Consider the following 21,508-nt stretch of genomic DNA (forward strand, 5'->3'; position numbering starts at 1 on the left):
CATGTGTTGTCAGTAGTCGACCGCGTCGCGGATGATCGGGCAGGTCATGCAATGCCCGCCGCCGCGGCCGCGCCCGAGCTCGGCCCCGGTGATGGTGATCACCTCGATGCCTTCCTTGCGCAGCAGCGTGTTGGTGTAGGTGTTGCGGTCATAGGCATAGACGACGCCCGGCGCGGCACAGACGAGGTTCGCGCCGCTGTCCCATTGGGTGCGCTCGCGCATGTAGTCGTTGCCGCCGGTTTCCACCACGCGCATCTTCTTCAGGCCGAGCGCATCGCGCACGGTCTCGACAAAGCTGCCCTTGTCCTTGTGCAGCTCGACGCCGCCCTTGCCGTCGGGGCGATAGGAGAAGGCCTCGATGCCGTTGACGATATCGGGGTAGAGCAAGACGCAGTCCCGGTCGGCGAAGGTGAAGACGGTGTCGAGGTGCATGGCCGCGCGCAGCTTCGGCATGGCGGCGACGATGACACGCTCGGCCGCGCCCTTCTCGAACAGGGCGGCGGCGACCTGGCTGATCGCCTGGCGCGAGGTGCGCTCGCTCATGCCGATCAGCACGTTGCCCTTGCCGATCGGCATGACGTCGCCGCCCTCGATCGTCGCAAGGCCCCAGTCCTTGGTCGGGTCGCCCCACCAGACGTTGACCTTGCCGGCGAAATCGGGGTGGAACTTGTAGATCGAGCTCGTGAGGATGGTTTCCTCGTGCCGGGCCGGCCAGTAGAGCGCGTTGAGCGTCACGCCGCCATAGATCCAGCAGGTGGTGTCGCGCGTGTAGAGCGTGTTCGGCAGCGGCGGCAGCAGGTATTCGTTGACGCCGGCCGCATCGCGGATCAGCGCCAGTTGCTCGCCGCCCACAGCCTCGGGAAACTCGAAGGTCGACAGCCCGCCGATCAGGGTTTCGGCCAGTTCGCGGTTCGAAAGGCCCTCGAGATAGGACCTTACCTCGTCCAGCAGGCCGAGGCCGATCTGGTTGGGGACCACCTGGTTGTCGAGGATCCATTTCTTGGCCTCGGGGATCGCTACCGTCTCGGCGAGAAGGTTGTGCATCTCCACGACCTCGATGCCGCGGTCGCGCATCTTGGTCATGAAGTCGAAATGGTCGCGCTTGGCGTTGTCGACCCACAGCACGTCGTCGAAGAGAAGGTCGTCGCAATTGGAGGGCGTGAGGCGCTGGTGCGCGCGGCCGGGGGCACAAACCATGACCTTGCGCAACTGGCCGACTTCGGAATGCACGCCGAACGGAGTATCTGTTGTCATGACGTCTCTGCCTTTCTGTTCAAGGTGTGATGAGGCCGGTCAGCAGGCCGTAGGCCCCGATCAGGCCGGCAACCAGCGTGACTGCGAACACGATGAGCTCGGTCGGGGTGAACAGTTGCAAGTTCTGCTCGCGCCGTGCCCAGAAGTAGAGAATGGTGCCGGGCACGAACAGCACGGCAACCAGCAGCACGTATTTCAGCCCGGCGGCGATGAACATGAAGATCGTGTAGACGACGGCGATCCAGGCGAAGACCTGGTCGCGGCCGCGCTTCTCGGGCGTGGTCTCGTAGCCGACGCCGCTACGGGCGAGCAGGACGCCATAGCCGGCGACCAGCAGGTAGGGCAAGAGCGCGGTGACGCTCGTCATGTCCAGCATGAAATTGAACGCGTCGCGCGACCAGTAGGTGGAGATGACGAAGAGCGATACGACGATGTTCGTCAGCCACAGGGCATTGGCCGGAACCCGGTTGCCGTTCTGCGCGGCGAAGAGCTTCGGCATGTCCTGGGATTTGGCTGCGGCGAAGAGGACTTCGGCGCAGATCAGCGACCAGGCGAGATAGGCGCCCAGAACCGAGACCAGGACGCCGATGGAGATGAAGACCGCACCCCAATGGCCGACGACCGCCTCGAGAACGGTGGCGAGCGACGGCTGCTGGACCGCTGCGATCTCCGCCTGGGGCAGCGCCGCATAGGGCAGGAGCGTGACCGCGACCATCAGGCCGGTCACGCCGACAAAGCCCAGGATCGTCGCCGTGCCGACATCCGAGCGCTTCTCGGCGAAGCGCGAATAGACGCTTGCACCCTCGATGCCGAGGAAGACGAACACGGTGATCAGCATGGTGTCGCGCACCTGTGCGATCAGCGATTTCTCCGGCATACCCGGGCCGCCGAAGAAGTTTTCGGAGAATTGGGCATAGTTGAAGACGAAGATCAGCGCCAGGATGAAGACAATGATCGGAACGATCTTGGCGATGGTGACGATGGTGTTGATGAACGCTGCCTGCTCGACACCGCGGAGGATCATGAAATGGAAGATCCAGATGCCGATCAGCGATACGATGATCGCAATCGTGCTGCTGCCGTCGCCGAAGATCTCGGGGAAGAAGCGGCCGAGCGTCGAGCCGATCAGCACCCAGTAGAAGACGTTGCCGAGGCAACTGCCGAGCCAGTAGCCGAAGGCCGACAGGAAGCCCATGTAGTTGCCGAAGCCGGCCTTGGCATAGGCGAACACGCCCGAATCGAGATCCGGCCGTTTCTCCGCGAGCGCCTGGAAGACGCGTGCCAGCATGTACATGCCGGTGCCCGCGATCGCCCAGGCGATCATGGCGCCAAACGGGCCGGTGGCGGCGCCGAAGCGGCCAGGCAGGTTGAAAATGCCGGCGCCGACCATGGATCCCACGACCATGGCCGTGAGTGCGAAGAGCGAGAGTTTCTGCGTCGATTGCGATGCCATGGTTCCCCCGATAAGTGCCTCAATTTCCCGATGTTTTGGCTCGAAGACTGGTGGCACCTGTTGAAATTAATAGGCGGAATAACAACCACTGTGATCAGCACAGAATCCCAAAACTATGCTGTGCGTTCAGAATTGGCGCTCGCGCAGAAGGCGCGGGCAGTCTGCTGATCATGGCGATACGCCAGGTACCGCAACTTCGTCTGCTCGTGTCCACGGGACGCTGCGCCGGGTTGCCATCCCTCAGGCGACGCCGCCGGTCACGATCATGTAGATCCCGGCGCAGGCGCCGAGCACGGCAAGGATGAACAGGGCCAGTTCGGGCAGGGTGAAGGCGCGCTTGCCCTGTTCCCGGCGCGCAATGAGGTAGAGGATCGTTCCGGGGCCATAGATGACGGTCGTGAGCAGCAGATGCTGGGCTCCGGCCGCGTAGACGAGCCCGGCGGTATAGATCGTGGCAATCGCCGCCCGGGCCAGATCGGCGCGCCGGGCGGCCGGGTCCCGGCCGTAGGTATCGCCGCTGAAGGCGAGCTTCGCACCATAGGCGGCGACGAGGAAGTAGGGGATCAGGATCATCGAACTCGTCAGCTCGAGCGCCAGGCGAAAGGCGTATTCGGTGAACAGCGTCAGGATCAGGAAGATCTGGACGATGATGTTCGTCAGCCAGAGCGCGTTGGAGGGGACGCCCCGGCTGTTCTCGTGGCTGAGGAAGCGCGGCATCGTCTCGTATTTCGAGGCGGAATAGAGGATCTCGGCTGCAAGCAGCACCCAGGAGATGTAGGCGCCTGCGACCGAAATCAGCAGCCCGACGGCGACGAAGACGGCGCCCCATGGCCCGACCACGGCCTCGAGCACGCCCGCCATCGACGGATTGCGCAAGGCGGCGAGATCCGGCCGCAGGAGAACGCCATAGGACAGGAGCGTGACGAGGACCATCAGGCAAAGGACGCCCAGAAATCCCATCAGCGTCGCAAGGCCGACATCGGAGCGCCGCCGGGCATAGCGCGAATAGACGCTCGCGCCCTCGATGCCGACGAAGACGAAGACGGTCACCAGCATGGTCGCCCGGACCTGCCCGGCGACCGTCGCAAGGCTGACCTCCTCGCCACCCCAGAAACTGGTGGAGAAGACGTCGGATCTGAAGCCGAGAGCGACGAACACGACGAAGAGCAGGATCGGGATGAGCTTGGCGAAGGTGACGATCGTGTTCAGCGCGGCCGCCTCGCGGATCCCTCGCAGGATCAGCGTGTGCATGAACCACAGCAGGGCCGAGGAGATGACGATGGCGGGAACCGTATTGCCGTCGCCGAAGACGGGAAAGAACAGCCCGAGCGTCGACTTGATCAAGATGAAGTACGACACGTTGCCGAGAACGGCCGCCGACCAGTATCCGAGTGCGGAGAGGAAACCCGGATAATTGCCGAATCCCGCCTTCGCATAGGCATAGATGCCGGCGTCGAGATCGGGCTTGCGCCGCGACAGCGTCTGGAAGACCAGCGCCAGCATCAGCATGCCGATGCCGGCGATCGTCCAGGCGATGAGCGCGCCGAAGGGGCCGGTAGCGCGCCCGAACGCCTGCGGTAACGAGAAGATGCCGGCGCCGACCATTGAGCCGACCACCATCGCCGTCAGTGTCCACAATGAGAATTTCTGTGGAGTGTCCTGCGCCATGCAATGCTTTCCCTGGTTGCGACGAGGCGGTCCCGGAACTGCTTCAGGCGATCCTGCAACATCGAATACACGGTGTAATTGGCTGAGGGTCCCGCAGAATTGGCCTGGAGTCCCACACCCGGCAGATGCAAATGCGACGGTCGCACCCTAAGGCCCCGATGGCCGCCTTGCCGAGCGTCCGGCGGGATGCTCTAAGGTTCCGGTGTGACCAGAAGCCGGGCCCGACGATGCCAGCATACCGTGCGTTTGCACTTCTCCTGATTGTCTCCGCGCTGGCCGGTTGCGGCGGACCGCGGGCCGTCACCGGCCTGCCGGGCAGCGCAACGGGCGCGGCCGCCTCAGCCGTCGTGCCGATCTACCTGGCGACGTCGCGCGTACGGTCAGACGATCCCGCCATGCCCTATTCCGCCGGGCGCTCGCAGGAACTGGCCTTTGCGGAGTTCGACATCGGCATCCCCGCCAACCACAGGCCGGGCCGTGTCGAGACGAGCGGCCGCGTTCCCGACCCTGCCCGCCACTTCACCGCACTGGCCTATGCGCCGATCGCCGATCGCCAGGCGTTCATCGATGCGCTGAATGCGGCCCTGGAAAAGCGCGAGCCCGAGAGCCGCGAGATCTTCATCTTCGTGCACGGCTACAACAACAACATCGCCGAGAGCCTGTTCCGCAACGCGCAGCTCACCCACGACTATGATATAGACTCGGTTTCGGTGCATTATGCTTGGCCGTCGGGCGCTTCCGTTCCCCTCTATGTGTTCGACCGCGACAGCGCCATCGTCGGCCGCGGCGGGCTTGCCGAGACGATCGAGATCGCCGCCCGGACGAAGGCGAGCAGGGTCGTGATCCTCGGCCATTCCATGGGCGCCTACGTCGTGATGGAAGCCCTGAGGACCCTCGCGATGAGCGGCAAGGGGCCCATTCTGAAGCGGCTCGGCGGCGTGGTCCTTGCCGCGCCCGACATCGACATCGACGCCTTCCAGAGCCAGGTCGACGATATCGGCACGCTGCCCCAGCCATTCACCATCATCGTATCGCGCCGCGATCGCGCGCTCGGGTTCTCCCGCCGGATCGCCGGCGGCCATCCGCGTGTCGGCAGCGGATCCGACATTGCCTTCCTGCAAGCGCGCGGCATCACCGTGGTTGATGTCTCCGACGTCGATGGCGGCAGCCACAGCGTCTTTGCCAGTTCCGAGACGCTGATGAAACTGATCGACAACAGCCGCCTGATGCGCGCCACGCTGGAAGACGAGCAGACGGCGATGTCTCCCACTGCCCTTGCCGCCAGCGCCTCCGCCGTCGAAGGTGCCGCATCGCTGACGGTGTTCCTGCCGGCGCGACTGATCGGCAGGCTCGCCGCGGTCCCTTAGGTCCGGTCGGCGAGGGGGACGGGCGGCGCCTTCCAGGCTCCCGCAGCGGGCGTCGAATGGGACGCCATGCCATGTACAACGATAGTGCCGCGTGCATCATAATCGTGTCGTCGCAGTGCCTGGCATGATTGAAACCGCCCCTGGGAGTGGATGGCCCGTGTCACCGGTCGAGGAAGAGAACCCGCGCGCGAATGCCGCTTTGCCGAGAGGGCTTGCGGGACTGTGGCTGCTTCTCCTTGTCCTCTGGATCGTCTTCAACGCGTCGGCCGCCCCCGCCATTCTCCTCGTCGGCCTGCTGGTCGCGAGCGCCATCGCCTGGATCTTCGCGACGCGCAGCGCGGTCTGGAGCGACGTGCTGCTGACGCCGCGGGTGCTTTTCCATTTCCTCGTCTACACCGGTGTTTTCGTCGTCGAAATGGTGAAGGCGAACCTCAACATGCTGCGCTACGTCTACGCGCCACGCATCGACATCCACCCCGGCATCGTGAAGATCAACCTGCGGCTCCGTTCGCCGATCGGCCGTCTGGCGCTGGCCAACTCGATCGCTCTGACGCCCGGCTCGCTGGTGATGGACATCGACGGGGACACCCTGTTCATCCACTGGCTGGACGTCAGGACGACGGATCCGGAGGAGGCGACCGAGATGATCGCCGGGGCATTCGACAAGCATCTGGGGAAGGTCTTTGGCTGACACGATCCTCATGCTTGCCGGCGTCCTGATCTTTCTCAGCATCCTGTTTTCCGTGCTGCGACTGATCCTCGGCCGCACGGTCGTGGACCGCGTGGTCGCGATCGACACGCTGACGGTGATCTCGCTGTCGCTGGTGGCACTCTATGCTCACCTCTCCGGGCGCTTCGTCTACCTCGACGTGGCGCTGGTCTACGGGCTCCTGAGCTTCCTTGCGGTGCTCGCCGTCGCGCGCTTCCTGGAAAGGGGGCGGTAGGCATGCTGCAGGAACTGTTCGTCATCCTGATCTGCGCCGGCATCATCGTCAGCGGGGTGCTGGCCGTGACGCTGCGCGGGCTGACGGCTGCGATGGTCAGTTCGGGCCTTGCCAGCCTGTTTGCGGCCGTATCCTACGTTCTGCTCGCGGCCCCCGACGTCGCCATGGCGGAAGCGGCCATCGGCGCGGGGCTTTCGACGCTGGTCTTCCTTCATGCGATCCGCAGGACGAGCGCGGGAAAGGAGGACTAGAGGGTGGCGGAAACGATCGGCAGCATCATCATTCTCGCCGGCGCCTTCTTTCTCTTCTCCGCCGGTGTCGGCCTGTTGCGCATGCCCGATACCTATACGCGCATACAGGCGGGAACCAAGGCGTCCACGCTCGGCAACATCCTGGTCTTTTTGGGGCTGGGCTTCTTCCATCCCGACTGGGCTCTGAAGCTCCTGGTCGTTGCCTATTTCGTGCTTCTGACGAACCCGCTGTCGTCGCATGCCCTGTCCCGTGCCGCCCATGCCGTCGGCATTCCCATGGCGCCCTCGACGGTCGTGGATGCGCTGGCCGAACGCAACGCCGCGCGCGCTGAGAAGAACGGATCGTCATGACAAGGGTGTGGGCTGCCGTTATTGTCATTCTCTTCGGCGTCGTCTTTGCCGGGCTTGCCCTCGGCTACAGCGAACGCACCGCGCCGTCCGACCTTGCCCTGCGCTATCTGGAGCAGGTGCCTGCCGACCTCGGCGCCGCCAATGTCGTCACCGGCATCCTCATCACCTATCGCGGTTTCGACACGCTGGGCGAAGTCGCCGTGCTGTTCATGGTTGCCGCGAGCGTCGGCATGCTGCTTTCCGGCAGCGCTTCGCCTGCGGCCGGCAGCGTCCGGCCGGCCCGGCCGCCGAGCGAACTGGTGGTGAACGGTGCCGAAGTCGTCCTTCCCATCGCCTTCCTGTTCGGCGCCTATGTCATCGTCAACGGCCACCTTTCGGCAGGCGGCGGCTTCCAGGGCGGCGCCGTCGTCGCCTCGGGCGTCGTGCTCCTTGTCCTGGCCCGGCCGGCGGTGGTGCTGCATCACGGCTTCCTGAGCGTGACGGAGTCGCTCGCCGGCGTCCTCTACGTGACGCTCGGCATTCTCGGCCTGTTCCTCGCCGGCGGCTTCCTCGACAGCCATATCCTGCCGCGCGGTGCGTTCGGCGCCTTCGTCAGTGCGGGCGCGATCCCGCTGATCTCTGCGCTGCTCGGCATCAAGGTCGCCGCGGAACTCAGCGTCATTATCGACCGCTTCCGAAACTGAACTGCCGGAGGAAACGATGGGGCTGCCGATCTCACATCTGCTTCTGGTGACGGGCCTCGTCCTCGCGCTGATCGGGATGTGGGGCGTGCTGGTGCACAGGAACATCCTGCGGATCATCATCGGATTCTCGCTGTTCGGCACCGGCATGCATATCGTGATCGTCGCGACGGGCTATGTCACCAACGGAACGGCGCCGATCATCGACCAGGCGCTGCCGATCGGCGAGGCGGCCGCGCGCGCCGTGGATCCGGTCCCGTCCGCCCTCGTGGTGACGGCGATCGTCATCGGCTTCTCGGTGACGGCGATCATGCTCTCCTTCGCGATCCGGCTCTATGAAGCGCGCAAGACACTCTCCATCGACGCATTCACGGACTCGAAATGGTAGAGAGCTTCCTCCAGCCGCTGAACATCTTCCTGCTCGGGCTGGGCGGAGGCTTTCTGATCCCGCTGCTCTACCGGCTGTCGAAGCGCCTGCCGGCCGTGGCGTTCTGGACAGCGCTTGCCGGCATCGCCATCATCTCCGGCGCCTGCCTGTGGCGCCTGCTCGGCGGCGCGGACGCCTTCGAAATCGAGACTGCCGGGACCGCGCCGCCCCTGGCGATCAGTCTTCGCCTGGGCCCGGCGGAGGGGTTCTTCGCCTTCTGGGTCAATCTTGCGGCCCTGTTCGGCGCCTGGCATCTCTGGCACCGCCTGCGCGACAGCTACACCTTCCTGCTGCTCTACCTGATCCTCGTCATGGGCATCAACGGCATGATCATGACGCGGGACCTCTTCAACCTGTTCGTCTTTCTGGAGATCGTGTCCATTGCGACCTACGGCCTGTTCGGGCTCGGGCAGACACGGGCGGCCATGGCGGGCGCCTTCAAGTACATCATGGCGACCGTGCTCGCCTCGTCGTTCTTCCTGCTCGGGGCGGCAATGCTCTACCATGTGACGGGGACGCTCAGCATCGACGAGATGATCGCGCGGCGAGACCTGATCGCCGGCCCGATCGGCACGACCGCGCTCGTCCTCGTGCTCGCCTGCCTCGTCATCGAGCTCAAGCCGTTCCCGGCGAACGGCTGGGGGCTGGACGTCTATGAAACGGCGCCGGCGGGCGTGGCGGCGCTCGTATCCGTCGGCGTCTCGGCGGGCGTGTTCTTCGCGCTCCTCAAGCTGATGCCGCTCTTCGCGCCGCAGCTGACGCTGATCGCCGTCTCGGCTGCCGTGACCTTCCTGTTCTCCAACCTGGTCGGCCTGCGACAATCGAATGTCCAGCGCATGCTCGGCTGCTCCTCGATTGCGCAGATGGCCTTGCTGGTGCTGGCGCTTTCGTTGCTGATGCGGCACGGCGAGGACGACGCGCTGCCGCTCGTCGTCGGCGGGCTCTTCTTCAATCATCTCTTCGCCAAGGCGGGGCTCTTCTGGCTGGCGGGCGCGGTGCGGCGCCGGAGGATCGGCGGCTGGAACATATTGTCCGCGGGCGCCCCTTTCATCTTCGTCTTCTGCAGCCTGCTTGTCGCGATCGCAGGCCTGCCGCCCTTTCCCGGCTTCTGGGCGAAATGGGAACTGGTGCTGCGGCTTGCCGAACACGGCGGATATGCGTGGATTGCCGTCGTCCTCCTGGGATCCCTTCTGGAGGCGGCCTATCTGTTCCAGTGGTTCGGGCGCGCAGTGAAGCCGGGACGCGGGGAGCCGGCGGGCAGGGTGCCGCGGTGGGGCCTTTTTCCCGCCGCAGCCTGCGTCGCGCTGCTGGCGATCGGCGGCATGGTCGCCTCCCGGGCGGCGGGCGCCGCTTCCGTCTGGCTCCATGCGCCGCTCGTCGCCGGCGCCGCCCTTCTCGTGATCGAGGGCCTGCCGGGCAGGGCCAGGTGCCTGTCGATGCTGCTCGTCGTCTTCGCCGCGGGGACCTGGATGGCGCAGGGCATCGGCGGCATCAACGGGCTTTTCGCCGCGCTTCTCCTTTCGGGCGGGCTCGTCATTGCCGCAGCCGGTCTCTATCGCGGTGATGCGCGGCCTGGCTACCATCCGCTGATGGCGGTCCTGCTTCTGTCGATCGTCGCCCTTCTGCGGGCATCCACCAGCCTGGAATTCTTCTTCGCCTGGGAACTGGTAACGCTCGCGTCCGCCTTCATGCTGGCGCTCTCCCCTGCCGCCCGCGGCGTCTTGCTCCAGTTCCTGCTGTTCTCTCTGGCATCCGCCTTCCTGATTCTCGCAGGGTTTGCGATCGCCCGGGCCGTCACCGGCACCACCGATCTTGCCGCCTTCCTCGCCGCCGGCCCGGCGGCCGCGCCGGCATTCGTGCTGATCGCGCTCGGATGCATGGTCAAGATCGGCGTCATCGGCGCCCATGTCTGGCTGCCAGCTTCTTACGCGAAGGCAGACGACGATTTCTCCGCCATGCTGTCCGCCGTCGTCGGAAAGGTGGCGGTGTTCGGCCTGTTCATGGCGGCCTATCTGGCGACGCGCTCGAATGCGGGCCTCGAGCTTGCACGCGTCGTCGGCTGGATCGGCATACTGACGACCGTCATTGCAGCCCTTCTCGCGCTCCAGCAGGCCGACATGAAACGGATGCTCGCCTATTCGAGCCTCAGCCAGACCGGTTACATCGTTACCGCGGTGGCGCTGATGAGCCATCTCGGCTGGGTGACGGCGCTCTATCTCGTCGCCAACCATCTGATGGTCAAGGGCATCCTGTTCCTGGCAGCGGCGGCGATCATCGAGCGAACGGGCCTGAGGCGGCTGGACGCTTGCGGCGGGCTTGTGGGACGGATGCCGCTGACCTTTGCGGTCGCGATCGTTGCGCTCGTCTCCATGTCCGGCCTGCCGCCGCTCGCCGGCTTCGGCGGCAAGTGGCTGCTCCTCAGCGCGATGGTGGACAGGGGCTGGTACGGCCCCCTGGCGCTTGGCGTGCTCGCGACCCTCGTCGGCCTGCTCTACATGCTCCGCTTCGGCCACGCCCTGTTCCTCGGCCCGCTGAAGCCGGAGCACGCGGAACTGCGCGAGGCGCCGGCGGCACTTCTCGTGCCGCAGTTCGTGCTGGTGGCGGGCATCCTGCTGCTGTCGTTCTTCCCCAAGCTGCTGATGGATCCCGTTTCCGCCGCCATCGATCCGCAGTTCGCCTCGACGCTGGTCTGGCAGGGCATGTCGCTGGAACTGATCTATGCCTACTGGAACCCGGCAAGAGCGATGGCGGGTGCCGTTGGTCTGGCCCTGCTCGGCGCCGGTGTCCTGTGGGTCATCTACAGGATCGGCCGCTGGCCGTCACGGGCGGGCGGTCCGACGCGGTTCTTCCGCTATTACCGGCCGCTGCTTGCGCCGATGCTGGCATCCCATGCCGAGCGCTTCTGGGAAGCCGTTTCGGTCGCGGTCGGCGGGGCCGCCGGGGCGGCGCGGCGGGTCTATACCGGCAACGGCCAGACCTATGCGCTCCAGGTGCTCGCCTACGTGCTCGTCCTCTACTTCTTCGTCGCGGTTTTTCCGATGATAAGAGGAGGATAGCGTGTCGCGACGACGTCCCCGGCGATTTTACACAGGCGCCATTGAAGGATAACGTTGCGGAGTTTGGACCGATGATGAAGCATTTCAACGAGCAGGAAAGGAAGGAAAATGCCTAAGTTTTACCTTTTACTCGTTCTGGCGGGGATTGCGGCCAGCGGCTGTACACCGACGGAGAGAGGTGCCGGGATCGGTGCTGCGACCGGTGCGGTCATCGGCGGTGCGGTCACCGGCGACGTCCGCGGTGCTGCCGTCGGCGCGGCCATCGGTGGCGTCTCGGGTGCGGTCATCGGTAACGTCGCCGGCAGGCCCGGCCAGTGCTATTACCGCGATCGATACGGCCGGCGCTATATCGCCGCCTGCCCGCGCTAGCGTTTGTCAGGGAAAAGTGGAATCCGGTTTTCCCGGAAAGACAAACGATAACAAAGAAAGCGAGAGTCTGACTGCTTCAGTATGAAGCTGACAGACTCCAGCGGGTCATCAGGGGGTAACTCTCTCCGGCGGGCGTCGTCTTGCGCCCGCCGGAAACGACATGAGCGGCGGAGAACCGGAACAGCCTGCGTGCCGCAACTGAAACACGGTTCCCGCATCATGTCTCCGACTGACAATCCATCCGTAGCAATCCATCGTCACGCCGTCTTTTCAGGAAGCCGTATTGAACCGGTTTGTCTTTGCTTCCCTCTTCGTCGCCCTTCTCGCCACGCCGCCGGTGCTGGCGCCGGCTCCCGCCGAAGCGGTCACGATCAACATCCACGTCGGCAGCAATGTCAGCGGCGGTCGGTCCATCAGTTGCCGTGAGGGCCAGAGGCGGCTGCGCAACCGGGGCTTCCGGGACGTTAGGATCATCGATTGCCATGGCCGCTTCTTCGTCTATCGGGCCTGGCGCGGCGCGCGCCGCTACGAGATTGCGGTGAACCGCCATAACGGCCGGGTCGTCGACGTGCGTCGGCTCAGGCGATAGCCCGGCATTCCCGTCCGCCGCCCCCCCGGTCCTTTCGCTACCGGTCGGTCGGCGCCGGGGCATCGGTCGGCTGCTGCTCGCCCGACAGGAGGACGGCGATCCACCGGGTCGTCTCGATCCGGCGGCCGAACTCGACCAGGCAGATGAGGATGGGCACGCCGATGAACGCGCCGGGCAGCCCCCACATGAAGGCCCAGAAGAAGACGGCGAAGATCACCGCGAAGGGCGAGATCGCCAGCGAGGCCCCGGTCAGGCGCGGCTCGAAATAGCTGCCGATCACGAACTGGATCAGGTTGAGGCCCGCGAACACCACGACGGCCGACTGCCAGGAATCGAACTGGGCGATGGCGAAGAGCGTCGGGAACACGGTCGCGATGAAGGGGCCGAGAAAGGGGATGTAGTTCAGGGCGAAGGCGATCGCGCCCCAGGCGGCGGCCAGTTCCAGTCCGACGAAACTGGCGAAGATCCAGACGACAAGGCCGGTCAGCACGCTGGCGAAGGTGCGCACGGCCATGAAGCGTCGCAGCTTCGCGGCGATTCTCAGGTTCGATTCCAGGACCAGGGCGCCGAGCGGCTGGATGCTCGGCAGCATCAGCCGCCGCTTGAAGTCCTCCACTTCCATCAGCCCCAGCAGCACCGAGATGAAAATCACGACCGTGAAGCCGGCGAAGCTGTTCATCCGCCCCGCGACGCCCTGGAGCATTCCCACCAGCCAGCCGACGTTGAACTGTTCGGACAGCGGTCCGGCGATGGCGACGCCGTGTTCTTCCAGCCATTGCGTCCAGTCGAGGTAGATGGCCTGGAACCGGCCCGCATTGACGAACAGCCAGTGCCCGAGCACGCTCAGCCCCCAGGCGATCGAAGAGCCGACCGCGACGACGGCGACGATCGTGACCGTGAGCGTGATCAGCAGCGCCAGCATCCGCGGCATCACGCGCTGCAGCGCGGCCTGCAGCGGCCAGATCAGCGCGATGACGAGGATGGAGAAGGTCAGCGGAACGAACACCGATTGCGCCACATAGAGCAGCGCCAGCGTGAGCACGCCGGCCGTCACCAGCGCGGTGATGCGCTTTTCTTCCAGTTTGAGCATCCGCCGTCCCCTCTTCCGCCGCCGCCGTCGACGCCGTCAAGGGCGAGATTACGCAACGTTCGAGGGAAACTGCAATGTGCCCGCGAAATCTTTTCGCTCCCTTCGCGCCCCGCTCAGGCCCGGCTGGCGGAAGTGCTCTTGCCGTCCAGCCATGTGCGGATGAGGCTGCGGTAGCGCTCGCCGTCGAAACTCGGGAAGTGGCCGCCGTGAACGATGCGGACGGGGGTGTCCAGCAGGCGTTTCATCGAGGCGAGGTAGTCGGCCGCGTCGGAATGGTAGGTGTCCTCGATCAACGGGCCATCGTAGAGAATGTCGCCGGAAAAGAGGATGCCGGTCGCCTCCTCGAACAGTGCGATGCCGCCGGGCGAGTGGCCGGGCGTATGGATCACCTCGAAATGCCGGTCGCCGAGGTCGATCACGTCGCCGTCCTGAAGAATGCGCGTCGCCGGCGCGGCTTTCACCGCATAGCATTTCGAGCAGTAGGGCTCGGGCGGAAGCGCATCGAAGATCTCGTCGGTCACGTAGGGATCGGCCAGCGTGTTGGCACGGGTCGGGTGCGCCAGCAAGTCGGCCTCCGCCGCGTGGACGGCACGGCACTCGAACTCGTGATGGCAGCCGATATGGTCGAAATGCGTATGGCTCGCAACGGCCGTCAGCGACCGTTCGGTTACCAGGGGCACCCATTGGCGCAGCGAGACGACGCCCATGCCGCTATCGACAAGCATGTCGGCATCGCGGCCGCGCACGTGCCAGACGTTGCAGCGGTAGAACTCCTTGATGTGCGGCTCGCAGATCAGGGTGACGTCGTCCTGCAGGCACTGGATCCGGTACCAGTTCTCGGGGGCGATGCGCTCCATGGTCAGGTCTCCGGGACTTCGGGCAGGGCGGTAACGCCTGCCGGGTCGAATGCCAGTGCGATCCGGTCGCAGCGCGCGATCCTGGCCGACTGCGGCATGTGCGCCACGAGCTTTCTTTCGGGCGAGGCGACCGGCGCGAGATGGCAACGGTGGTGGGTGCCGAAGAAGGAGACGTCGCTGACGACGGCCTCGCTGAGGCCGGCGACCGAGCGATCGACGGTCCGGAAGTGTTCGGGGCGGATGCAGAGTGTGACGTGCTCGCCGGCTTGCGGCCGGGCGATGGTGAAGTTGGCGATCGGGAGCACGATCGGGCCGATCTGCGTCTCGACTTCGGCGGCGTCGCACTCGACGCGGCTGACCCTGCCGGAAAGGAAGTTGACCTCGCCCATGAAGCCGGCGGCGAAGATCGATTTCGGCCGCATGTAGATGTCTGACGGCGGGCCGAAATCCTCCACCCGGCCGTGGTTCATGACAACGATACGGTCGGCGATCGCCATCGCCTCCTCCTGGTCGTGGGTGACGTGGACGAAGGTGGTGCCGACGCGTTTCTGTAGCGCCTTCAGTTCATCCTGCATCTGCCGGCGGAGCTTGAGGTCGAGCGCGCCCAGCGGCTCGTCGAGCAGGAGCACGTCCGGGTCGACCGCCAGCGCCCGGGCGAGCGCCACGCGCTGGCGCTGGCCGCCGGACAGTTCGTGCGGCTTCTTCCGCGCCGAAAGCTTCAGGCCGACGAGGTCGAGGAAACCGGCCGCCTTCGCGTCCCGGCTCGCTCTGTCCATGCCACGCATGCGCAGGCCGAAGCCGACATTGTCGATCAGCCGCATGTGCGGAAAGAGGGCGTAGTCCTGGAACATGGTCGTCGTCGGCCGCAGCGCCGGCGGAACGCCCGCCATGTCGCGGTCGCCGATCGTCACCGTTCCTCCGGTGGGCGTCAGGAAGCCGCCGAGGATGGAAAGCAGGGTCGTCTTGCCGCAGCCGGATGGGCCGAGCAGCACGATGAACTCGCCGGCTGCGATGTCGAGCCAGACGTCGTCCAGTGCCTTGAAGGTGGCGAAGGTCTTCGTGAGGTTCCGGATCGAGACGGACGCTGTCATGGCTTGCGGCTCCTGCCGAAAAGGGCGAGTTCGAGGACGACCAGAACGACGACCGAGGCCAGGAACACCAGCGAACCGATGGCATTGGTCTTCGGGTTCAGGCCCGAGCGCAGCATGCTCCAGATCTCGACCGGCAGCGTCACGTCGAAACGAGACAGCAGGAAGGCGATGATGAACTCGTCCCAGCTGAAGGTGATGGAAAGGAAGAAGGCGGCCATGATCGAGGGCATCAGCATCGGCGCGGTCACCAGCGCCATGACCTTGACGTCGCTGGCGCCGAGGTCGCGCGCGGCCCGCTCGATGTTGACGTGATGGTCGCCCATCGAGGCATAGATGATGGCGAAGCAGAGCGGCAGGTTGATCACGACATGACCGATGCCGACCGTCCAGAGCGAAAGCGGCACCTGCAAGGCGTTGAGAACCGCAAGCAGGCCGAGCGCGATGATCAGGTAGCTGACCGTCATCGGCGCGATCAGCAGCCCGCGCTGCAGCGCCGAGGCGGGCAGCCGGTAGCGGGCGAGCGCATAGGCGGCGAGGAAGCCGAGCAGGCAGGACACGAACGAGGAGGCGACGGCGACCATCAGCGAGTTGGCCAGCGCCGCCATCAGCTTGCGGTCGGCAAAGACGCTTTCGTACCACTGCAGGGAAAAGCCGTTGAAGGGCGGCACCGGCAGGCGGCCATCCTGGAAGGAGAACAGCACCAGCACTGCGACCGGCAGGAAGATGAAGGCATAGACCGCCGCGAGATAGAACCAGCTGAGTGCGGATGCGAGCATGCGCCGCGCGCTGCCGGCCGGAAAGGCGATGTCGGTCGCTTGCGTCTCGCCGGGCTGCGCCATCGTCCTAGGCCCTCTCGATCTTCAGCCAGCGGGCACAGAGCAGATAGGCGGCCGTGACCGCGAGCATGAGGATGATGGAGAGCGCTGCCGCCATCGGGAAATCCGCACGGCGGCCGATCTGCAGCATGATGATCTGCGGCAGCACCAGTTCGTTGTTGCCGCCCAGGATCTGCGGCGTGATGTAGTCGCCGATGCAGAGCACGAAGGTGAGGAAGGCGCCGGTCATGATGCCCGGCAGCGTCAGCGGCAGGACCACATGCCAGAAGGTCTGGAATCCGTTGGCCCCGAGATCGGCCGCGGCGCGGCGATAGTTCGGCGACAGCTGGATCAGGTTGGAATAGATCGTCAGCGTCAAGAGCATGACGAAGAAGTGCACGAAGCCGATCACCGTCGCCGTGCGGTTGCTGGCGATCTCCAGCGGCTCGGAGATCAGCCCGATACCGAGCAGCGCCTGATTGATGACGCCGCCCTTCGACAGCACCAGGAGCCAGGAATAGGAGCGCACCACGTAGCTCGTCCAGAAGGGCAGGATCGCAAGGATCAGCGCCATGCGCTGCCACCGCTTCGGCACGCGTTCGGCGATGATCCAGGCGAGCGGGTAGGCAAGCAGCACGGAGAGCACGGTCACCGTCAGCGTGATCTCGAGCGAATTCGTCAGGCTCTTCAACAGCGCGCTCTCGGTGAAGAACCGGGCGTAGTTGTCGAGGTTCCAGACGCGGACGATCTCCCGGCCCTGGCGCGACCACAGGCTCATCGCCGCCATGTAGAGGAATGGCACGACGAAGAATGCAAACGTCCAGATCAGGGCCGGGGCGACGAAGCCCCATGCCCTGCGGCGTTCCCTGTCTTCAAGCGTGGCGGTGGTCATGGCTCGGTCAACTGTTCACAAGGCGCTGGCGAAGGGCTTCCGCCATCGGAGAGACGGACCCGGCAGGTGCGGCGACGAGAGGCATGGCGTGCCCCTCGTCCGGCCTGTCCTCCAGGAGAGCAGCGTCACTGCTGCATCATGTTGGTCCAGGCGTCCTGCATCTTCTGGTCCAGTTCCGCGCTCGGAACCGGATAGAGCTGCGTGTTCTTGAGATAACCCGTCTGGTCGTCCCATCGCAGGGCCAGCTTCTGCTCGGGCGCCAGATGCTCGCCGGCCTTCATGTTCGCCGGCATGCCCCAGTAGCAGGAGGAGGTCGCAAGCCGCGCCTGGCCTTCCGGGCTCAGGATGTACTGGACGAATTTCAGCGCCAGTTCCGGCTTGGACGAGTCCTTCATGACCGCGATCGACTGTGCCCAGCGCACGGCCCCCTGCTTAGGCACGACCCAGTCGAGGTCAGGCTTGTCCTTGGCGAGCGAGGCGGTGATCCACTCGCCGCCGCCGACGAGGATGTCGACCTCGCCGGTCGCAAGCGCAGTCTGCGAGGACACGACATCGCTGACCTGCTTAGAGGCGGCCTTCATCGCCGCGAGCTTTTCCTCGATCGCCGGCATGTCTGCCTCGGAGAGGTCGGCGGTCTTCCCGCCGAGACCCAGCTGCACCAGCCCGATCATCGGCAGGTAGTAGTCGTAGAGCGCGATGCGGCCCTTGTACTTGTCCGACCAGATGACGGTGAGATCTTCCATATCCTTCGGGTCGACCTTGGTCTTGTCGTAGGAGATGGTGTTGTAGCCGAATTTCTCGGTCACGGCATAGGTCTTGCCGTCCTTGGTGTTGTTGGCCTCCATCCTGAGTTCGGGGAAGAGGTCGGCCGAGGGCAGGGCGTCTGCCGGCATCTCGCCGAGGAGGCCCATTTCGATCACGCGGTGAACGTCGACCGCGTCGATCACCATCACATCCCAGTCGCCGGGACGCGATTGCTCCAGGATCGAGATCCCGGCCCCGGTGCCTTCGTATTCCTTGAGGTTGACCTTGACGTCGTTGGCCTTCTCGAACGGTTCGATCAGGGCCGGATCGGTGTGGTCGCACCAGACGAGTGCGTTGAATTCCTCAGCCGCAACCGCGGGGCCGGCGAGAAAAGCTATGGATGCAAGGGCTGTCGTGGTTCTGAAAAATCGGCGTGCGGCGGCGGCCGCAATGGATCTGGTCATCTTCGTCCCTCTGGTTCCGGCACTCGTTTTTGGTGCCTTTACAAAAAGACTGAATGAATTCATTTTTCGAGTCAATCTGAAAACCATCGAAATGGGACAGCGAGCTTGACGGGTCTGCGTGCGAGACAGAAGGCGGACAAGAACCGGCGTATCCTGGAGGCGGCCACCGGGCTCTTTCACGAGGTCGGCTACGATGCCGCGCGCATCGAGGATATCGCCGAGCGCGCCGCGGTCTCGGTCGGGACGTTCTACAACTACTATCAGAGCAAGGGCGACATGCTTCTGGCCACCGTCGCCATGGAAGTCGAGGAGGTCCTCGAATCCGGCCGCTCGATCGTCGGCGACCCGCCACGGGACGTCCTTTCGGCAGTGAGCCTTCTCGTGGACCAGTATTACGACCACTCGCTGGTCTATCTCAGCAAGGAGATGTGGCGCACGGCGATGGCGATCTCGATCCAGCAGCCGGAGACGCCGTTCTCCAAGCGCTATACCGATCTCGACCGGGCGCTATGCGCCCAGGTATCGACGCTGGTGGGCAACCTGCAGCGCAAGGGGGCGGTCCGCGCGGAGATCGACACAGGCGCGGTCGGGGCGATGTTCTTCAACAACCTCAACATGATGTTCACCGATTTCGTGCGCGACGAAGCGATGACGCTTGACCGGTTAAAGCACGAGGTCGCCCGGCAGAACGGGCCGCTGGCCACGCTCATCAGCGTCACGGCGACGTAAGAATGGCGCTCCAGGCCTCCGCGGCGGTCGTCCCGTCAGGATACTACTCGGTATAATATTTGGCGTAGTGCTTGCGGAATTTCTCCGAACCGCCGCTGTCGCCATAGGCCGGCAGTTGTTCCATGTCGGTCTTGTTCAGCACCACGCCGAGGATCTTGGCGTTGATGTCGATCTCGGCCTCGAGAAGGTCGCGAACGAGGCGGGCCGGGGTCTTCCCCCATTCCAGCACGAGAATGAAGCCGTCGGCATGCTGGGCGAAGGCCTTCGCGTCGACGACCGGGCCGAGCGGCGCGAGGTCGACGATGGTATAGTCGAAGGTCTTGCGCGCATTCTCCATCAGCGATCCCATCCCGGCGGATGCGAAGATCTCGTTGGTGTAGTGAAACTGATCGATGCCGCTATGGGGCACGTTCGGCAGGATGGCGAGCTTGGTCTGCTGGTCCACCTTGATCGCCGAAGCCCACGGGACGTCCCCGAGCACGGCTTCGACGAGGCCTGCCTTCGGGGCGGCCTTCAGCATCCGGCTGAGGCTCGGATTGCGGATATCGGCATCGACCAGCAGCGTGCGCTTGCCAGCCGAGGCGAGCAGGAGGGCGAAGTTCGTGGCAAAGGTCGTCTTTCCTTCGCCCGGCACCGCGGAAATGATGCCGATGACCTTGTTCGGGCGGCGCTGCAGCAGCATCTCGCAGGAGAGCTTGGCATGGCGCAGCGTTTCCGCGAAGGTCGATTTCGGGGCGTCGCGAACGATCCGGGTCATCTGTTCCAGCGGCATCGGGGATACCGTGACGCGCTCGTCTTCCGGCACGTCGGGCGTCTTCTTCAGCCACCCGAATCGGGAGCGTTTCTTTCGGCTGCCGCCGCCGATGAGGGGGAGATAGCCGAGCGAGCGCAGGCGCAACTGCGTGCGGACGTCGCTTTCCAGCCGCAGGCCGCGCTCCTGCATTTCCTGCAGGAAGGCAAAGGCGCCGCCCGCCATCAGGCCGAGGACGGCCGAAAGCGCCAGCGCCATCGTCTTCTTGGGGCTGGAAGGGGAGACCGGCACGCCGGCTTCCGAGATCACGCGCGCCTTGGCGATCGGGAAGGAACGCTGCTGCGATGCCTCCTCGTAGCGGTTGAGGTAGGATTCGTAGACGGCCTTGAGCGCGGTGGCCTTCTGCTCCAGTTCGCGCAGCTTGACCTGCGCCTCGTTGGCGTCGGAGTTGCGGCCGGCGACGCGGTCGATGTTGTCGCGCAGCGACTGTTCGCGCGACTGCGCGACCTCGTATTCGTTCCGGTACGTCGCCGTCATCCGCTGCAGTTCGCCGAACATCTGCTGTGCGAGGTCGCTCTTTTCCGTGCGCAGCGCTACAGCCTGGGGATGGTCGGCGCCGAAGTTCTTCGTGATGTCCTGCTCGCGCTTGCTGACCGCCGAATAGCGCGTCCGCAGGTCCTGGATGACGGTGCTGTCGATCTCCTTCGAGGCCACCGCGGAATTCTCCACGGCGCTTTCCGGGCCCGTCTGGACGATGGCTGCGAGCTGGTTGTAGCGGGCTGAGGCGCTTGCGGCGTCGGCCTGCGCGATGATGAGCTGGCTGTTGAGGTCGGCGAGCTGCTGGTCCGACATCAGCGCGCCGCGGGTGGAAATCAGGTTGTTCTCGCGCTTGTAGGTCTCGACCTCCATGGCCGCGGCCTGGGCACGCTGGCCGAGATCGCCCAGACGTTCCTGCAGCCAGCCGGATGCGCGTTCGGAGGCCTCGAAGTTGGCGCTCAGCTGGTCGGAGAGGAAGGCGTCCGCATAGGTCTTGGCGACGAGGGCGGAAAGCTGCGGGTCTGCGGACGTGAAGGCGATGGAGACGACGGAACTGCGCGAAACGCGCTCGACGCGCAGCGACTGCTGCAGCATCGCGGCCGCCTTCTGGCGCCGGGCATTCGCTGCGGCTTCTTCCGAGACGCGCCCCTGCTTGGCGAACATGCCGCCGAGCGACTTGAACCAGCCCTTGAGCATGGCTGTCGGCGACTTCGGCGGGTCCACCAGCAGCGGATTGGTCGAAAGATCGGCCTGGTCGACGACGCGCAGCGCCAGCTTGCCCGATTTCAGGATCTCGACGGTGCTTGCGATCCTCGTGTCGAGCTGCTGGCTGTTCTGCGCCGTGTTCTGCTCCTCCTCGGCGTAGCGCGAGAGGCTGTCGTCGATGAGCACCTGCGTCATCGATGTGTAGAGAGGCGTTGCGGTGGCCAGATAGGCGGCACCACCGATGACGAAGACGACCGCGCAGACCGCCAGCGTCTTCCAGCGGCGCAAGGCCGCCGAGACCAGGCGATCGAGATCGATGAAGGCATCGGAACTGTCCGCGGTGTGCGGCAGCGGCCTGTTCAGCGGTAGACTTCTCTGGTTCATCAAAACCTCACTGTTCCCGGACAGGGAAACCTGTCCTGGC

21 protein-coding genes are annotated in these 21,508 nt (G+C 65.0%); 11 read left to right on the plus strand and 10 right to left on the minus strand.

From position 1 onward, the window contains the following. Positions 1–9: 9 nt before the first annotated feature. The 3 genes from arcA to LQK81_RS17230 all read right to left on the minus strand — a co-directional run bounded on the left by arcA (position 10) and on the right by LQK81_RS17230 (position 4,375). Complete coding sequence (arcA, locus tag LQK81_RS17220; protein ID WP_230807599.1) at positions 10–1,254, minus strand: arginine deiminase; 1,245 nt, start codon at positions 1,252–1,254, stop codon at positions 10–12. Between the two features lie 19 nt (positions 1,255–1,273). Further along, positions 1,274–2,707 (minus strand): basic amino acid/polyamine antiporter, encoded by a 1,434-nt coding sequence (locus tag LQK81_RS17225; RefSeq protein ID WP_230807600.1) that lies wholly within the window; start codon positions 2,705–2,707, stop codon positions 1,274–1,276. A gap of 240 nt (positions 2,708–2,947) precedes the next feature. Beyond that, positions 2,948–4,375: a basic amino acid/polyamine antiporter gene (locus LQK81_RS17230; RefSeq protein ID WP_230807601.1), complete on the minus strand. Its 1,428-nt coding sequence runs from the start codon at positions 4,373–4,375 to the stop codon at positions 2,948–2,950. Between the two features lie 227 nt (positions 4,376–4,602). Between LQK81_RS17230 and LQK81_RS17235 the strand changes: the two genes are divergently transcribed. From LQK81_RS17235 to LQK81_RS17280, 10 genes are all read left to right on the plus strand, one after another. Continuing rightward, positions 4,603–5,742 carry an alpha/beta hydrolase gene (locus LQK81_RS17235; RefSeq protein WP_230807602.1) on the plus strand — a complete coding sequence of 380 codons (1,140 nt, stop codon included), beginning with the start codon at positions 4,603–4,605 and terminating at the stop codon, positions 5,740–5,742. A gap of 157 nt (positions 5,743–5,899) precedes the next feature. Continuing rightward, positions 5,900–6,433, plus strand: coding sequence for a Na+/H+ antiporter subunit E (locus tag LQK81_RS17240; RefSeq protein ID WP_230807603.1), 534 nt, complete (start codon positions 5,900–5,902; stop codon positions 6,431–6,433). Then, the gene (locus LQK81_RS17245) at positions 6,426–6,686 is read left to right on the plus strand and encodes a monovalent cation/H+ antiporter complex subunit F (RefSeq protein WP_230807604.1); all 261 of its coding nucleotides are present in this window, start codon (positions 6,426–6,428) and stop codon (positions 6,684–6,686) included. Before LQK81_RS17240 ends, LQK81_RS17245 begins: the two co-directional genes overlap by 8 nt. A 2-nt stretch (positions 6,687–6,688) precedes the next feature. After that, entirely contained in the window at positions 6,689–6,937 is a 249-nt protein-coding gene (locus LQK81_RS17250; RefSeq protein ID WP_230807605.1) for a hydrogenase subunit MbhD domain-containing protein, read from the plus strand. Positions 6,938–6,940: 3 nt separating this feature from the next. Further along, the gene (mnhG, locus tag LQK81_RS17255; RefSeq protein WP_230807606.1) at positions 6,941–7,288 is read left to right on the plus strand and encodes a monovalent cation/H(+) antiporter subunit G; all 348 of its coding nucleotides are present in this window, start codon (positions 6,941–6,943) and stop codon (positions 7,286–7,288) included. Next, complete coding sequence (gene mbhE, locus LQK81_RS17260; RefSeq protein ID WP_230807607.1) at positions 7,285–7,971, plus strand: hydrogen gas-evolving membrane-bound hydrogenase subunit E; 687 nt, start codon at positions 7,285–7,287, stop codon at positions 7,969–7,971. The genes mnhG and mbhE overlap by 4 nt, the downstream gene beginning before the upstream one ends. A gap of 16 nt (positions 7,972–7,987) precedes the next feature. Continuing rightward, positions 7,988–8,356 (plus strand): sodium:proton antiporter, encoded by a 369-nt coding sequence (locus tag LQK81_RS17265; protein ID WP_230807608.1) that lies wholly within the window; start codon positions 7,988–7,990, stop codon positions 8,354–8,356. After that, positions 8,350–11,451 carry a complex I subunit 5 family protein gene (locus LQK81_RS17270; protein WP_230807609.1) on the plus strand — a complete coding sequence of 1,034 codons (3,102 nt, stop codon included), beginning with the start codon at positions 8,350–8,352 and terminating at the stop codon, positions 11,449–11,451. Before LQK81_RS17265 ends, LQK81_RS17270 begins: the two co-directional genes overlap by 7 nt. 108 nt (positions 11,452–11,559) lie before the next feature. Next, positions 11,560–11,820, plus strand: coding sequence for a YMGG-like glycine zipper-containing protein (locus LQK81_RS17275; protein ID WP_230807610.1), 261 nt, complete (start codon positions 11,560–11,562; stop codon positions 11,818–11,820). Between the two features lie 283 nt (positions 11,821–12,103). Beyond that, the gene (locus LQK81_RS17280) at positions 12,104–12,409 is read left to right on the plus strand and encodes a hypothetical protein (protein ID WP_230807611.1); all 306 of its coding nucleotides are present in this window, start codon (positions 12,104–12,106) and stop codon (positions 12,407–12,409) included. 37 nt (positions 12,410–12,446) lie between these two features. Here the strand turns inward: LQK81_RS17280 and LQK81_RS17285 are convergent, their stop codons facing one another. From LQK81_RS17285 to LQK81_RS17310, 6 genes are all read right to left on the minus strand, one after another. Then, a complete protein-coding gene (locus LQK81_RS17285; RefSeq protein WP_230807612.1) occupies positions 12,447–13,499 on the minus strand; it encodes an AI-2E family transporter in 1,053 nt (350 codons plus the stop codon). 113 nt (positions 13,500–13,612) lie between these two features. Beyond that, positions 13,613–14,356, minus strand: a complete 744-nt coding sequence (locus tag LQK81_RS17290) for an MBL fold metallo-hydrolase (protein WP_230807613.1) — start codon at positions 14,354–14,356, stop codon at positions 13,613–13,615. Positions 14,357–14,358: 2 nt separating this feature from the next. Then, positions 14,359–15,447, minus strand: coding sequence for an ABC transporter ATP-binding protein (locus LQK81_RS17295; protein WP_230807614.1), 1,089 nt, complete (start codon positions 15,445–15,447; stop codon positions 14,359–14,361). After that, on the minus strand, positions 15,444–16,223 hold the full coding sequence (locus LQK81_RS17300; RefSeq protein ID WP_230807749.1) for an ABC transporter permease: 780 nt from the start codon (positions 16,221–16,223) through the stop codon (positions 15,444–15,446). The genes LQK81_RS17295 and LQK81_RS17300 overlap by 4 nt, the downstream gene beginning before the upstream one ends. A gap of 67 nt (positions 16,224–16,290) precedes the next feature. Beyond that, positions 16,291–17,154 (minus strand): ABC transporter permease, encoded by an 864-nt coding sequence (locus LQK81_RS17305; RefSeq protein WP_230807615.1) that lies wholly within the window; start codon positions 17,152–17,154, stop codon positions 16,291–16,293. A gap of 125 nt (positions 17,155–17,279) precedes the next feature. Then, a complete protein-coding gene (locus tag LQK81_RS17310) occupies positions 17,280–18,362 on the minus strand; it encodes a polyamine ABC transporter substrate-binding protein (protein WP_230807616.1) in 1,083 nt (360 codons plus the stop codon). 105 nt (positions 18,363–18,467) lie between these two features. On the opposite strand from LQK81_RS17310, the gene LQK81_RS17315 reads away from it, so the two are divergent. Then, positions 18,468–19,091: a TetR/AcrR family transcriptional regulator gene (locus tag LQK81_RS17315; RefSeq protein ID WP_230807617.1), complete on the plus strand. Its 624-nt coding sequence runs from the start codon at positions 18,468–18,470 to the stop codon at positions 19,089–19,091. Between the two features lie 43 nt (positions 19,092–19,134). On the opposite strand, the gene LQK81_RS17320 is transcribed toward LQK81_RS17315, so the two are convergent. Then, positions 19,135–21,468, minus strand: a complete 2,334-nt coding sequence (locus tag LQK81_RS17320; RefSeq protein WP_230807618.1) for a polysaccharide biosynthesis tyrosine autokinase — start codon at positions 21,466–21,468, stop codon at positions 19,135–19,137. Positions 21,469–21,508 lie beyond the last annotated feature (40 nt).

Source organism: Rhizobium sp. GN54 (assembly GCF_021026345.1).
GTDB lineage: Bacteria > Pseudomonadota > Alphaproteobacteria > Rhizobiales > Rhizobiaceae > Mycoplana.